This window comes from Helicobacter acinonychis, from assembly GCF_900461455.1.
Taxonomy (GTDB): Bacteria; Campylobacterota; Campylobacteria; order Campylobacterales; family Helicobacteraceae; genus Helicobacter; species Helicobacter acinonychis.
The window spans coordinates 119,524-135,130 of the sequence record NZ_UGIA01000001.1 but is presented as its reverse complement, the minus strand read 5'-3'; the positions used below and the strand labels follow the sequence as shown (position 1 = coordinate 135,130).

Here is a 15,607-nt window from a genome sequence, read left to right as displayed (position 1 = left end):
TATTATTTTATTGTAAAAATGCTTTTAGCATTTTTTAAATTCATTATTAACGCTCAATGAGAACAAAGCTAAAAAAGTATTTTATAAAAAAGAAGTGAAAATTAAAGCGAAAAAGCCAACGCTTAAAGCGTTAGCCCCACACAAACACCTTACACAAACACCTTTCTTAAAACTAAGTTAAAAGCCTTAAGATGTTTTGTTGAACGGTATTGGCTTGACTCATCGCATAGCTACCTGATTGTGCCAAAATGTTATTTTTATTGAAATTCGCACTCTCTTCAGCAAAATCCACATCCCTAATTTGAGATTCAGCCGCTTTGACATTCACTTGAGTGATACTGATATTATTCACGGTGCTAATCATTTGATTTTGCACAGAACCCAAATCAGAGCGGACTTTATCCAACATTTTCATCGCAGATTCCGCAATATCAATCACCACCATCGCACCTCTCAAAGTAGTTACCCCAGAGCCTAGGCTTTGATTACCGCTAGCGATGACTGCGTTATAGTTCGCGCCACTAGCTGATTTGACATTAGCGTCAAACTTCCCAGTAACATCGCGCAAATTCACTGTGGTTTCTGCCACCTGAGATTCCCCAAAACCAATCGCTGTGAAGCCTAAATGCTGAGAGTCAGAAGCCGAAACCACATTGATGCTTTTAGCGTCCAATCGTGTGAGAGAAAGCCTCCCATAGTTCATAGAGCCTTGCGTTAAATCCTGACCGCCATTGACCATCGTTAAAGCACTAGGTCCATCGCTCACGCTATCGGTTTTGATTTCAATCCCACGACCATCCAGGCTACGCAAATTCAAGCGCCCATTTTGATCGGTATAGGCTTCCACGCCGGTTTCTGAAGTAACCGCATTGATCGCTGCGACTAACCTTCCGTCTGAGTCGTTTTTCTTAACATCTACGATACTGCCCAAATGGATCCCATTTAAGGTTAAATTGTTCACGCTTCCTGATTGGACTGCCGTATCGCTCGTGGTGATAACGCTCGCATAAGCTTTAACGCCGGTTCGGTTAGAGTTTTTGTTGATCACTTCTGCTAACACGCCAATCCCTGTGCCTGCTGAACTAGAGATTTTTACGCTCTCTAAAGTCACATCATTCACGCCATCCACTTGTTTGAAAGTCAAACTAATATCTCCAGAAGCCGTGATTAACGCACCCGTAGCGATACGAACTTGACCGATTTTATCTGAAGTGGTAGAGCCGATAGAAGCTTTAATGCTTTGGTTAGAATAAGCCCCTACTTGGAATTCTTTGTTAGTGAATTGACCAGACAATAATGCTTGCCCATTATAAGTAGTCGTGTTACCAATATTATCCAAACCTTGGATCAAACGAACAATATCCGATTGGATCGCCTTACGAGACTCTGTAGTTTGCCCATCTTGAGCCGCTTGAGTCGCCTTAACCTTAACGGTGTCTAAGATTTTCAATTGCTCATCCATAGCCTTATCCGCAACTTGGATAATCCCCATGCCGTCATTAGTGTTAGCGATCGCTTGACCCAAACTGCTCGCTTGTGAGCGCAAAGAATCCGCCACCGTCATGCCTGATGCGTCATCAGCCGCTTTATTAATCCTTAAACCTGAACTCAATCGCTCTAACGAAGTTTTAAGCGCGTTTTGAGTGAGTGCGGATTGCACATGTGCATTCATCGCATTGATATTTGTATTGACCTGAAAAGCCATTGTTGTAACTCCTTGTTATAAAAACCCAAAGGCATCCTTGCTTTTGGTTGGAACTATAATCGGTTAAAGTTTAAAATCTTAAAGAGCTTTGAAAATAAAAATTGGAAAGAGTTATGAGTTTAGGTGTAACAGAGAAAATTCACATTAAATCTTATTGCAATGGATACTATAAAAAACACTCCTTTAAGAACTTTTGTTTCACTCTATAAAAGCTCACCAAAATATGTTATATTGGCGTCAATTATAGTGTTATTTTTGGCATTCTCCCATCGATAAATATTCCTTGTTGCAATAAGATTGATTGGTATTGTGGCAAATCTATTACAAGACCATACACACTTTGAATATAGATTGCTCTTATTCGCATTGCTACTGTGGGGAGCGTTATTGTTTTTAACTCATGTATTCTTGGGAATTTTATCAAGCCTACAAACTATAATATTGCCGAGCAATTTTCTACAAACACCATCACACGGCTTGCTATTAAACTCACAAAAGTTAAAAATCTAAATTTTTTTGAAAACAAGGATCATACCATTAAGCTTAACGCTATCCATAATGGTCTATACATCCGTCCACTAAATTATGTCAATAATTTATTTCTCAACCTGCAACGCTATTATAGGGCTTATTAGTCTATTTAGAATATTATTTTATATTAATATTTATCTAACATTTATAATGATTTTTACAACACTTCCTTGTATTCTTATATCTAACCATAATAGCAAAAAACATAGTGCTTCCATAGATAAATCTCAAGACAAAAGAGAGCATGCAAAATTACCTACACTCTAGACTAGATAACCAAAAAAATAAGGACAACCTAATTATTTAGCCTTGTATTCAATTTTCACCATAAATTTATTGAAAACAAAGAATTGTATATCAATCGTTTTGTGAAAATCGCCCAAAAAAACTTAATGCTTACCATAATGTGTTGGTATTTTAACAACCACTATGAGTGTTGCACTATTTTTTAATGGCTTTTATTATCCTTTCAAAATCCTGTGGGGGCAATTGCTGGATATATCCAAGCGTTTAGCTCCACTAGATATTTATCGTTTTATGGAAAGTGGTTTTTTGCTATCAATTTAGATTACAAGACAAAATTGATGCATCAGTCGGCAGTAATGCTAGTGGGAAAAACACGCTGATTAACTTATTATTAGGTTTTTATACCCCAAATTCAGGTCAAATTATCATTAACAACAAATACCCATTACAAGACTTGGAATTAAATAGCTATCACCAACAAATGAGCGCTATATTCCAAGATTTTTCTCTTTATGCTGGGTATAGCATTGATGATAATCTTTTTATGCAAAACAATCTCACTAAAGAGCAATTAAATCAAAAAAGAGAAATACTAAAATCTTTTGATGAAAATTTTCAAAGTTGCCTTAATGATTGCAATAACACATTGTTTGGAGTGCAATATAATGGGGTAGATTTTTCTTTAGGTCAAAAGCAACGCATAGCCACTATAAGAGCCTTTTTAAAACCAAGCAATTGCATTGTTTTAGATGAGCCAAGCAAGCGCCATCGATCCCATTTTAATTATTAGAAAAAAAGTTTTTAGATTTTATTTTTAAAAATTCGCAATCCAAAATGGCTTTAATCATTACGCACCGTTATGGGTAGCGTCAAACAAGCTGATGAAATTATTGTGTTAGATATGTTAGATAAAGGCAAACTGATAGAACAAGGCAACTTTGAAACCCTTATGAAAAAACAGGGATTATTTTATGAATTGTTTTTGAAGCAACAATACTCATAAGCGATCAAAATGTTTGGTTATTTTGGGTATAATCTCAGTCAAATTTAAATAAGGGATACCACCATGTTTGGGAATAAACAATTGCAACTCCAAATCCATCAAAAAGATTCTGAGATCACGGCGTTAAAAAAAGAAGTCAATCTCTACCAAAGCCTTTTAAATTTGTGCTTGCATGAAGGTTTTATAGGCATCAAGGACAATAAAATCGTTTTTAAGAGCGGAAACCTTATAGGCTTAAGCAATTTAGAAGAACAAAGCGCTCATCTTAAAGCCAATGCAGAGAGTGTTGATTTGCAAGGGGTTTCTTATTCTTTAAAAAGCCAAAACATTGATGGCGTGCAATATTTCTCACTAGCCAAAAAAGTGGGTGGTATGGGGGAATACCATAAAAGCGATTTGTTTAGAACTTTTTGCACAAGTTTAAAAGAGGGATTAGAAAGTGCACAAGAAAGCATGCAACATTTCCATCAAGAAACCGGTGCACTTTTGAATGCAGCTAACAATGGCGAAGAGCATTCCACTGAAGGCTTAAAAACCGTCAACAAAACGAGCCAAGACATTGAATCGCTTTATGATAAAATGCAAAACGCCACTTCATTAGCGGACTCTTTGAACCAACGGAGCAATGAAATCAATCAAGTCATTTCTTTGATTGATGATATTGCAGAGCAAACCAATCTCTTAGCCCTAAATGCCGCTATTGAAGCCGCAAGAGCCGGTGAGCATGGCAGAGGGTTTGCAGTGGTGGCTGATGAAGTGAGAAAACTCGCTGAAAAAACCCAAAAAGCCACTAAAGAAATCGCCGTTGTGGTTAAAAGCATGCAGCAAGAAGCTAACGATATTCAAACCAACACCCACGATATTAACTCCATTGTAGGCTCTATTAAAAGCGATGTGGAAGAGCTTAAATCCACCGTGAAAAATAATAGGATTGTCGCGCAAGCTGCAAAATACACGATCTATAATATCAACAACCGGGTGTTTTGTGGCTTGGCTAAACTCGATCATGTGGTCTTTAAAAACAACCTTTATGGCATGATCTTTGGGCTCAATTCCTTTAACGCTACTAGCCATAAGAGTTGCCGTTTAGGAAAATGGTATTATGAAGGTGCGGGCAAAGAAAACTTTTCCAACACTGCAGGTTATAGGGCTTTAGAGAGCTACCATGCGAATTTGCACACCGAAGCGAATGAACTCGTTAAAGCCGTCCAAGAAGATCACATTACCGATTTAGAATATTTAGAAAATAAAGTCCATTCCATAGAAGATAGCGCCAAACACATCAAAGAAAACATTGATAAAATGTTTTATGAAAAACAAGACGAACTCAATAAAATGATTGAAGCGGTGCAAAAAGGCGATTGATTGAAGTGTTTTCATGTTTTCTAAATCTTTAGAAGCCTTACACCATGCCAAACGCTACCGCAAAAGAGAGTTGTTTGACCCTTTACTAAGGGATTACGCTTCTAATGATTATTTGGGTTTGAGCGTTAAAAAGGATTTGCTTGAAAACGCTTTTTGTAAGCTCCAATCTTATAATTCCCATTCTCCCAAAGCCTCCATGCTTGTGAATGGCTACCACCCTTTGCATGCACAATTAGAAAACCAATTAGCCAATTTGCTAGGGTTTGAAAGCGCTCTTTTAGTGGGGAGTGGTTTTTTGGGCAATTTGGCTTTAATAGACGCCCTTTTAGTCAAAAACGCTCTCTTATTTATGGACGAACACTACCATGCAAGTGGGATTTTTAGCACCAAAGCTAAACCTAACCAAGTGGTTTTTTTCTCGCACAATGACGCTAAAGATTTGAAACAAAAACTCTCCAACGCCCCTAAAAACAAGCTCAAATTCATAGCCATTGAGGGGGTTTATTCTATGGATGCGAGCATCGCCCCTTATGATTTTTATGAAATCGTTCAAGAAATCCCTAACGCTTTTTTAATCGTAGATGAAGCCCATAGTTTTGGGACTATCGGCGAAAATTTACTAGGTTTTTTAGAATACCATCGTATCAAAGAAAGAGAAAATATTATCAAACTCAGCACTTTCTCTAAAGCGCTTGCAAGTTATGGGGCTTGCATTTTAGCCCCCTTAAGAGTGGTAGAGTTTTTAACCAATCGTGCCAAAAGCGTGATTTATACCACCGCTTTAAGCCTATTAGATACCGCGTTAACTTTAGCCCATTTAGAATACTTTGTCATGCAAAAAAAAGAGTTGAAAACAAAGCTCAATCAACACCAACAAATCATTTTTGAAACCTTAGGCATTAAAACGCTCGCAGGATTTTTTACTTTAGAATTTGAAAACAATACCACTCTTTTAAACGCCCATCATTTTTTGAAAGAAAAAGGGTTTTTAGTGGGAGCTATCCGCCCTCCTACGGTTTCTAAACCCCTTTTGCGCATCTCTTTGTCTCTTAAAAACAGCTTAGAAAACACTAAAGAGCTTGCAAACACCCTTTTAAATTATTCTAAAATACAATCTCCTTTTAAAAGTGGTTAAATGCTAAAAAAGATTTTTTATGGTTTAGGTGTTTTGGTTTTAATTGTTATGGGGTTATTAGCCATTCTTATCGCTCAAGTTTGGGTGAATACGGATAAAGATATTGCCAAGATTAAAGATTATCGTCCGAGCGTCGCTTCACAGATTTTAGACAGAAAAGGGCGTTTGATCGCCAATATTTACGACAAAGAATTCCGTTTTTATGCGCGTTTTGAAGAAATCCCCCCACGATTCATTGAAAGCCTTTTAGCGGTAGAAGACACCCTCTTTTTTGAACATGGGGGGATCAATTTAGACGCTATCATGCGCGCTATGATTAAAAACGCTCAAAGCGGTCGTTACACCGAAGGAGGTAGCACCCTTACCCAACAGCTCGTTAAAAACATGGTGCTCACACGAGAAAAAACGCTAACCAGGAAGCTCAGAGAAGCGATCATTTCCATACGCATTGAACAAGTCTTAAGCAAAGAAGAAATTTTAGAGCGTTATCTGAACCAAACTTTTTTTGGGCATGGGTATTATGGCGTGAAAACCGCAAGTTTAGGGTATTTTAAAAAACCCCTTGACAAACTCACGCTTAAAGAAATCGCTATGTTAGTCGCCTTGCCTAGGGCTCCTAGTTTTTATGACCCTACCAAAAACTTAGAATTTTCACTCTCTAGGGCCAATGATATTTTAAGGCGGTTGTATTCTTTAGGTTGGATTTCTCCTAGTGAGTTAAAATCCGCCCTCAATGAAGTGCCAATTGTCTATAACCAAACTTCCACGCAAAACATCGCCCCTTATGTCGTGGATGAAGTGTTAAAGCAATTGGATCAATTAGACGGGTTGAAAACTCAAGGCTATATCATAAAACTCACCATAGATTTAGATTACCAACGCTTGGCATTAGAGTCCTTGCGTTTTGGGCATCAAAGAATCTTAGAAAAGATCGCTAAAGAAGGGCCAAAAACCGATGCACCTAATGAGAGCGAAGACAATTTAAACGCTAGCATGGTGGTTACAGACACAAGCACCGGTAAGATCTTGGCTTTAGTGGGGGGGATTGATTACAAAAAAAGCGCTTTCAATCGTGCCACGCAAGCCAAACGGCAATTTGGGAGTGCGATCAAGCCTTTTGTGTATCAAATCGCTTTTGACAACGGCTATTCCACCACTTCCAAAATCCCTGATACCGCACGAAATTTTGAAAATGACAATTATAGTAAAAACAGCAAACAAAACCATGCGTGGCACCCTAGCAATTATTCTCGCAAATTTTTAGGGCTTGTAACCTTACAAGAAGCCTTAAGCCATTCATTAAATCTCGCCACGATCAATTTAAGCGATCAGCTTGGCTTTGAAAAAGTGTATCAATCTTTAAGCGATATGGGGTTTAAAAACCTCCCTAAAGATTTGTCCATTGTGTTGGGGAGCTTTGCTATCTCGCCCATTGAAGCGGCTGAAAAATATTCCCTCTTTTCTCATTATGGCGTCATGCTTAAGCCTATGCTCATTGAAAGCATTACCAACCAACAAAATGAAGTCAAAACTTTCACGCCCATGGAAACCAAAAAAATCACCTCCAAAGAGCAAGCCTTTTTAACCCTTTCAGCCTTGATGAATGCAGTAGAAAATGGCACAGGAGGTCTGGCTCGCGTTAAAGGTTTAGAAATTGCCGGCAAAACTGGAACCTCCAATAACAATGTGGATGCCTGGTTTATTGGCTTTACCCCCACCTTACAAAGCGTGATCTGGTTTGGGAGAGACGATAACACACCCATTGGTAAAAGAGCCACAGGGGGTATTGTGAGTGCACCTGTGTATTCGTATTTCATGCGTAATATTTTAGCGATTGAACCTTCTTTAAAAAGAAAGTTTGATGTTCCTAAAAACATGCGTAAAGAAGTTGTGGATAAAATCCCCTACTATTCAACCCCCAATTCCATCACGCCCACCCCCAAAAAAACCGACGGTGGCGAAGAACCCTTATTGTTTTAAGCTCACATGCTTATAGGGACTTTAACATCGCCGTAATTAATAGAAGCTTTAAAGATTTCATCCACTTTAGAAATAAGAATGCTCACCGCTTGATTATCCAAAGATAATTTATGCAACCCTTCACTCAAAACATCCTTATCAAAGGATCGAGCGCGCACCAACGCAAACACTTCTTGATTATTAGGGTTGATATAAATCCCCAAACGATCCACATTCATCAAGCTGTCAAAAACAGGTTGCGTCATTTGGACAAACATTTCATTAGTGATCTTTTGCTTGATGCGATTGGATTTGGAGAGGTAAGCCTCTTTAAGCTTGTGCACGATATTTTGTGCCACCCTCATTGTCGCCCTTTTAGTGGCGATTGTTTCTATCTCTTCAGTTTTCTTACCATCTACAATGTGCGAGCTATCCACCCCTTGCGTCACATATTGGCTGCGATTTTGCAGCATCCAATAAGGCACATCTTGCAAAAAAGAGTTTTTTTGTGAAGTGTTTGGGCAAGTGCAAGCTTGCAACATCAAAACGCCCAACCCGCATAAAACTAACTGCTTGCTTTTTAAGAAAGATTTTTCTAACACGCTATCCCCTTTGATTTTAATTTTACAGAGTGTAACACAAATCTCTAAGGTTTTAAGCAATAACTAGGAAAAAAAATAAAATAAAGCGATTAAATATTTGTTTAAAAAAATCAACACGCAACCCATAAAGCATTAGAATAAGCCGGGTTCTGTCAATGGATGGTCATTTATCTAGGGAATATTTTGCAATATTCCTCAAGCGAAGTGCGTATCAATTTAGACTTACCATGCACTTCTTGCTACAAATTGGGTTTGCCAAACAAACTAAATTGCTTTAGCTTTGGTGGGCTCTTACCCCACCCTTTCACCCTTACCTTAAAAGGCGGTTTGCTTTCTGTGGCACTTTCCCTTAGCTTGCGCTAGCCATCCGTTAGATGGAATTTTGTCTAATGTAGCCCGGACTTTCCTCTATTCTAAAATAGCGACCATCTTCTAATGCGTCAGTATATTAAAAAAAAGCAGCTTTAAAAGAGTTTAAAAATTAAGGGTATAGAGAATATTTTTATTATTCTCATAGCTAACAAGGACAAGCTCATTATTTCTAAACCCCCCAGCGCTGATATTTTTAATCTCTTTAGGCAAGCCATAAACTTCAAGGATCTCTTCTTTTGTAGGGTCTATGACTAAAAGCGTGTTAAATTCTTTGCTGATTGCATAAAGTTTATTGTCTTTTAAAGCTAACGCGCTAATAACTAATTCACCCAACTCCCTTTTTTCTTTAAGCTTAGCATGACCTAATTCAAGAAGAGACTCCGCATGCACTTGTTTATCGCTATTGAGCATGGAGATGATAATCAAATCCTTATAGCGTTTATTAGGAGCGGTGATCAAATAAGTCAATTTAGCCCCTCTTCTTGCAGCGCTAATATAATAATTTTTCGCCCTAGAAGTTTTTAAGCGGTTGCGCTCCACTTCATCAAAAAAATTAGCCCCCTCTAAAAAATAAGGGTAATTTTTAAGCGCGTTAGCGTTTTTGTTAGGAGTGATTTCTACGCTCGTTTTATTATTGCCCATGATCACAATGTTTTCATCTTCATTGAAATCTGCCCCCACAAACGACCCCACCGTCGCGCTATAATAACTATCTAAAACCATGTAGCTATGAATGGTTTTTAAATCGTTACCCACAAGATAAAGACCTTGGTTTTCTGTAGTAAGGATTGCGTTGTCTTCATTAAAGTTCAAATCCGTGATCGTGCCATTAAGTTTCAAAGAAAGCTCTTCTTTTTTTTCTATTTTTAAGGTTTTAGCGATTTCTAAAGGCGAATGATCATAATCATTGTCTTTAGGTAAAGCGCTCAATTTCAAAGGCTCACCCACATCCCTTCTGCCAAAAACGCTTCTTGGGAATTTCAAATGAACCCAATTCTCCATAGACCAAACAGATTCTTTCAAATTCCAAGAAAACCGCACCGGATCGCTTTGCCCTATGTAGGGGAAAGGCCCCGTAGAAAAAAACGCCTGCATTGCATTAGAGCCCACCACAATAAAGAAAATATAAAAAGCGCTTTTTTGGAGCATGTTTAATGAACGATCTTTAAAATTGTGAATATTCGGGGAAAAAAAGAGCAGAAGCGCTAAAGACACCACCACGCTAAAAAAGACAAAAAGCGCCCAAAACTGCGTGTGCAAGCCTAAAATAGCGAGTGCAAAGCCTTGCCCCACATCTTCTAATGCATGGCTACCGGTATGATAAAAGCTCTCATACAGCCCGCTACTAGCCATGAGCAACAACAAGGCGATATATTTAGGCTTAAACCCAAAACGCACCACCAAAAGCGCCACCGCCCCTATTAAAATCATGTTGATGCGTTGCGCCCAGCAAAAAATACAAGGGGAATCTTTCAAAACATAGCCAAAATAAAAATTCGCCAAACCCACAGGGAAGATCAAAATCCCCAAAACCGCTAAAGAAAAAAGGTTATAAAATCTAGCTTCTTTATTCATGTATCCCCCTATAAATTCATATTAGGCAAAACGCTAGAGCTATGGGCTATAAAAATAATGAGCTCCACTAACCACACAATAACCAAAATCCCAAACGCCCAATTCTCTTTTTCAGGCTTTTTTAACGCGATAAAAATAGCAACTAGACTCAAGAGCAATCCTAAAAACTCCATGCCATTCCTTAAAATTTTCGTAGGATTATACCCAAAAACGGATTATTCAATAAATAAAAACAAAAATTAGAGGCGAGATAAAGCGGGTTTTCTAACCCCATTTCAATCAATACACCACGCTCAAACGCTCTTTAAAACCAGCGTTGAAATTGAGAAAGGCTTCTAAATCTATCTCTTCATAGCCGTCTAAAAACACCATTTCGTTTTTACTTTTCGCTAAATGCTCTAACACTTCCTTATCGCACGCTATACAAAAGTAAGCGTCTTCGCATTTGTAGAGTTTGTCTTTGATGATAATTTCTAGCGCTTTATTGAGAACCTTACCGCATTGTAAGGCTAAATTTAAGGCTTTGTCAAAGGGCGTTAAATCCGATCGGTTAAAAAGCGTTATTTTTTCTTTGTCGTTTGCGATTTGCGCTTTGTCTTGTAAAGTAAAAACTTTAAAGCCTAAATTCAAATCGTTTTCGTTTGATGACTCCAGTATTTTTTGAGCGGCTCTTTTGACCCTCTCTATGGTAATATCGCTAATGACAGGCTTTGCGCTTTTTAAATCATTTTGACAAAAATCATAAGCGCTCTTATTTTTATCCTCTTTAATCTCTTCATCAATTTGAACTAAAATAAACTCTCTGTTGCCTTTATCTTCTGCGTTTAATTCCATCACCGCATGCGCAGTTGTCCCGCTCCCGGCAAAAAAGTCTAATATAATATCACCTTTTTCGGTAGCATGTTCTATAATCTTAGCCATGAAATCCACACCCTTTGGATAACTAAAATACTCCGCTAATTCAAGCCTTAATAATTCTTTAGTCGCCGCTTGGTTCATATAACAATTATCGCTAAAGATCAAACTATCAAAAGTCTTTTTTGTGGTTTTTAAATCTTTTAAATATCTTTTATAGATAAATCCACGCTCATTTTCGCCGTGTTCTTTTTTAAAGCAGATCCGCCCATCGTCAATGTGTTTTTGGATGGTATTTTGAGAAAAACGCCAAAACATACCCACAGGTGGATAATCCACTTTGCCAGTATATGGATTAGTAATCGCAAAATATCCATTTTCTTTTGTGCCACTTTTTGCACTTGGGTCTGTATTTGTCCATACTCCATTTGGGTCATTATCGGGGTTTTTGTAGTTTTCTAAATTCTTTTCTCCTCCCAAGAGATTGACAAATTCTTTATTTTTCGCATAACAGAGTAAAAATTCATGTTGGTAATTGACGCCTATTTTAGCGTCATTAGTCGTGCTTTTAGTTTTTCTGATGAAATCAGCCACAAAATTCCCCTCCCCAAAAATTTCATCGCATAAAAGTTTCAGATTGGCCTGTTCATTATCGTCAATGGATAAAAATGACGCCATCCTCTTTGAGCAAATCGCGCGCGAGTTTTAGGCGAGGTAGCATGAAAGAAAGCCATCCGCTATGCGTCCTACTCCCTTGAATGTTTTTAAAAAATTTCAAACTCTCGCTTTCAACTTCTTCCCCATTTTCATCAATTTCAATCAGGCCCACTTCCTCTAAAATCTTTTTGTAATCTTGCCTAAAATTATCCGGATAGATAAAATTTTCGTTTGTCGTATTGTAAGGCGGATCGATGTAAACCATCTTTATTTTTTCGCTGTAAGCGGGTTTTAAGAGTTTGAGCGCATCAAGATTGTCGCCTATGATAATGGCGTTTTTGGGGTGGGTCTTTTGTGATGGTGGGATAAAAGTTTCTTTGAGTTTTAGCGCTTTTTGGCAAGGCGTAGAGTAAAGGGCATTGGCAAGTCCTTTGCCCGTCCAAGTGAGCTCATAGCCGCTGATATTGCTCATGCTTTCATTCAAGCCTAAAAGCATTTTTATAGCGCTTAAGCTCACTTGCTGGTCTTTTATCGTCTCTGGGAAGCGCGTTTTAAGGGTGTCAAAAAGGGCATTATTTTCTTGCTGGCTTTGGATAGTAGGGATACCCATTTGGTTGGCTTTATTTTTATCTATCATTGCGATCCTTTAATGCGTTGTTAAGTGCACTCAATAAATTTTGTTTGCTGATGCGTGTGGCAAAGATGACTTTTATTTGTGCATCTTTCAAATGGTCAGATAGCGTTTCAAAAAATTTCTTAGCGTAGTCAATTTTACGCTTTTCATCTTGTGGGATGCGGCTTTCGTTTTCATAACCTTTGGTTTCGCAAACAAAAAAGATTTTTTCGCCCTTATTGTCTTTAAGCAAATAAGCAAAATCTGGCTCATAGTTTTTATAAGGTGTTGGGATTTTAAATTTAGGAAGTTTGGCAAAAACTTCTATGCTTTTGTTTTCTATTTTTAGCGCTTTTTCTTTGCTCACTTCTTCTTCAATTTTAGAATCATAAATGATCGTCTCATAAAGATAATTTTGGCTTGGAGTTTGCTCGCTTTTGTATTTGCCTATTTTGTGTTTTTCAATCTCAGTTTTGGGTGAGCCATCTTTAAAATAAAGCGGATCTGTTGTGTCAAAAGCCATGTTTGAAAAGGCGTTTTGGCAAAATTCATAACTCACGCAAGAAAGCAAATTTGCATGCAACTCGTCTTTAATGATATTTTTAAGCAAATCAAAGGCTTTTTTGGGTGAGTTTTTAAAATGCTCTTTGTTTAAGGCGTTGTAAAGTTCAAGAATGAATTTTAAAGGCAATCGTTCGTCTTTGGCAAAGTCCAATAAAAGGGCGTTTATCTCTTTTTGTAAGGCGTTAGTATAGTTTTTCTCTTTTAAGACGCTTGATTCTTCTGTGATAATTTGATTCGTTTTTGCATCATACCTTTTGCTTTCAACAGTGATTACCTCACGCCTAACATGGTTTTTATTAAACGCTTTGGCGATCGTTTCTATTAGCGCGGTTTTTTGGATATTTTGATAGATTAGATTGGCTTGCATGTTGATGGTTTGCCACAACTCTTTAAATTCCTTAGCTAAATCTTGGCGGATTTTAACTTTTTCTTGAGGTTGGTTAGCGTTTATAACTTGATCGTGCTTATTGGTTGCATTTTCAGCCATTTTAAACGCGCTTAAAACGGTGCTAAATTTCTCGCCTAAAAAGCTTTTTATGTTTTCGTTGTTTTGCATCGTTTCATAAATGGGCGCAATGATTTTGTAGGTGTTGCTGTTTTCGTCAAATTCTAGGGCGTTTAAATCTTCTAATTTAATGCAAAGTTTATTTATCTCTCTGTCATTAAGCCCTAAATTGGCTAAATTTTCTCTGTCTAGAACACTGCCACCGCTTATAAAACTACTCGCTTCAATCTCTTTTTGCAAACCCTCTATAAAGCCCACTTCCTCGCCACTCACTAGCATATCAAGGTAGTTTATCTCATAAAAAGCGCTATCATTTGCATTTAAAAATCCATGCGTAACGCGCTTACCCTCATTATTTACAGCAATTCTTAGCCCCCGTCCCACTTGCTGATGACGGCTCGTTTCGCTTGTGGAGCTTGCCAGTTTGGTAAGGGTAAAAATGTTTGGATTATCCCAACCCTCTTGTAAAGCCCACACGCTAAAAATAAAACGCAAAGGCGTTTGGAGTGAAAGCAACTTTTCTTTCTCGCTTAAAATCATTTTAATGTCGTTCGCTTCAATGTTTTCTCTATTGCTTTCTTTTTTGCACTTATTAAGCGCTATGCTATCGCCGCTAAAATAGCCCTGATAAACGCGTAAATTACCGCTCTCATCAAAGTCTCTTTCCAAATACTCTTTATAGCTTGGCGATAAATCCGCCTTTGCTAGAATTGAAGCGCGTTTGAGTTTGTAAAGCCTTTCAAATTCGGTTTTTATAAAGGGCGTGCCTTTTCCCTCAATTTGCCTAAAATCCTCAATTCGTGGGATAAAAAACAAGCTTAACGGTTTAATGTTTTGGCTAAACAAAAATTTCTCTTTTTCAAAATGCAAGTCAATGGCTTTTTCTAAAAGGGTGCTGATTTCATCTTGTACGAGTTTATAAGAACTTGCCTTTTCAAGCGTAGTGCCATCGCTCAAATAAGCCTTGTCTTTGGTGCTTTTAACCAAACTAATGCCACTAAATTGAGCGTCAATCTTGCCTAAATCCTCTCCCTTTAAAACGGCGCTTTGTTTAAGAATGCCTGCTTTATAAAAGGCAATTTTTGCACTTTTTTGATCCGCATTGAGCAAAAACGGAGCTTGAGAATCTTGCACGATAGAATGGACTTTAATTTGTTTGACAAGGTAATTTCTAAACGCGCTAATTGAGTCTAAACAAAAGGCAACATTGCTTAAAGCATGCTCTTTTTCTTTAGCAAAAGTCGCCCCAAAGCGAAAATAAAGCGCTCCTATTTTACTAAAATACTTACTAAACGCTTCACCTTTAAGCAGATGCGGCTCGTCTATGATAGAAATAGGCTTTAACCCAGCGATATTTTCAAAAATGCTTTTGGTGTTAAAAAGGTTTTCGCTGTTTTTGTTGAGTATGTTTGCACCCTTATCAATTGCGCTGTTAGTAAGAAGCAAGACACTCAGTTCATCTTGGTTTTTAATGTAGTGGTTAATGATATTGCTTTGCGATTTAGCCCCTTCATAAGTGTAGGTTTTTAGGTGGCGTTTGAATTCTAAGTGAAAATAATCTTTCGTAAGGCGGATATTTTGCTTAACTGATTCTAAAATGGCTTTGCGTGGAACAAAGATGATGAATTTATTTTGCTTGTAAGCCTTGTGGAGTGCAAAGATCAGATTCAAATAAGTAAAAGTTTTGCCTGTGCCTGTCTCCATTAGAATATCAACATTAAGCTTGCCGCTTAAATTTTTGACAGGAATTTCGTGTGTGGCATAGAATTTACTCACACAATCTTTGAGAACTAAAGCATTGTGGTGCTTAAAATCAAAGCCATTTAAAAGCGTGATAATGTTGTTGATACACTCTTGCTGGTAGTCTTGCTTTTCAAAAATCATTGGTGTTTTGCTCTTTTGTAAGCGTCTCAGTCAAAA

Annotated in this window: 8 protein-coding genes, 1 other RNA gene and 2 pseudogenes; 4 read left to right on the top strand and 7 right to left on the bottom strand. The window is 37.7% G+C overall.

Annotated elements, in window-relative coordinates; all coding sequences use genetic code 11:
• Positions 1-172: 172 nt before the first annotated feature.
• Positions 173-1,705 (bottom strand): flagellin A, encoded by a 1,533-nt coding sequence (locus DYI00_RS00605; protein WP_011578224.1) that lies wholly within the window; start codon positions 1,703-1,705, stop codon positions 173-175.
• Positions 1,706-1,864: 159 nt separating this feature from the next.
• On the opposite strand from DYI00_RS00605, the pseudogene DYI00_RS08660 reads away from it, so the two are divergent.
• From DYI00_RS08660 to pbp1a, 4 genes and pseudogenes are all read left to right on the top strand, one after another.
• Positions 1,865-3,485, top strand: a pseudogene (locus tag DYI00_RS08660) (ATP-binding cassette domain-containing protein).
• A gap of 63 nt (positions 3,486-3,548) precedes the next feature.
• Entirely contained in the window at positions 3,549-4,850 is a 1,302-nt protein-coding gene (locus DYI00_RS00595) for a methyl-accepting chemotaxis protein (protein WP_011578229.1), read from the top strand.
• A gap of 13 nt (positions 4,851-4,863) precedes the next feature.
• Positions 4,864-5,985: an aminotransferase class I/II-fold pyridoxal phosphate-dependent enzyme gene (locus tag DYI00_RS00590; RefSeq protein ID WP_011578230.1), complete on the top strand. Its 1,122-nt coding sequence runs from the start codon at positions 4,864-4,866 to the stop codon at positions 5,983-5,985.
• Complete coding sequence (pbp1a, locus tag DYI00_RS00585) at positions 5,986-7,965, top strand: penicillin-binding protein 1A (protein WP_011578231.1); 1,980 nt, start codon at positions 5,986-5,988, stop codon at positions 7,963-7,965.
• 2 nt (positions 7,966-7,967) lie between these two features.
• Here the strand turns inward: pbp1a and DYI00_RS00580 are convergent, their stop codons facing one another.
• From DYI00_RS00580 to DYI00_RS00555, 6 genes and pseudogenes are all read right to left on the bottom strand, one after another.
• Complete coding sequence (locus tag DYI00_RS00580) at positions 7,968-8,546, bottom strand: tumor necrosis factor alpha-inducing protein (RefSeq protein ID WP_011578232.1); 579 nt, start codon at positions 8,544-8,546, stop codon at positions 7,968-7,970.
• 124 nt (positions 8,547-8,670) lie between these two features.
• An RNA gene (rnpB, locus tag DYI00_RS00575) (RNase P RNA component class A) lies at positions 8,671-8,986 on the bottom strand.
• Between the two features lie 34 nt (positions 8,987-9,020).
• Complete coding sequence (locus DYI00_RS00570) at positions 9,021-10,493, bottom strand: disulfide bond formation protein B (RefSeq protein WP_011578234.1); 1,473 nt, start codon at positions 10,491-10,493, stop codon at positions 9,021-9,023.
• Between the two features lie 8 nt (positions 10,494-10,501).
• Positions 10,502-10,666 carry a hypothetical protein gene (locus DYI00_RS00565; protein ID WP_011578235.1) on the bottom strand — a complete coding sequence of 55 codons (165 nt, stop codon included), beginning with the start codon at positions 10,664-10,666 and terminating at the stop codon, positions 10,502-10,504.
• 106 nt (positions 10,667-10,772) lie between these two features.
• Positions 10,773-12,642 (bottom strand): annotated as a pseudogene (locus tag DYI00_RS00560) (site-specific DNA-methyltransferase).
• Positions 12,632-15,571 (bottom strand): restriction endonuclease, encoded by a 2,940-nt coding sequence (locus tag DYI00_RS00555; RefSeq protein ID WP_011578237.1) that lies wholly within the window; start codon positions 15,569-15,571, stop codon positions 12,632-12,634. The pseudogene DYI00_RS00560 and the gene DYI00_RS00555 overlap by 11 nt, the downstream one beginning before the upstream one ends.
• Positions 15,572-15,607: the final 36 nt, after the last annotated feature.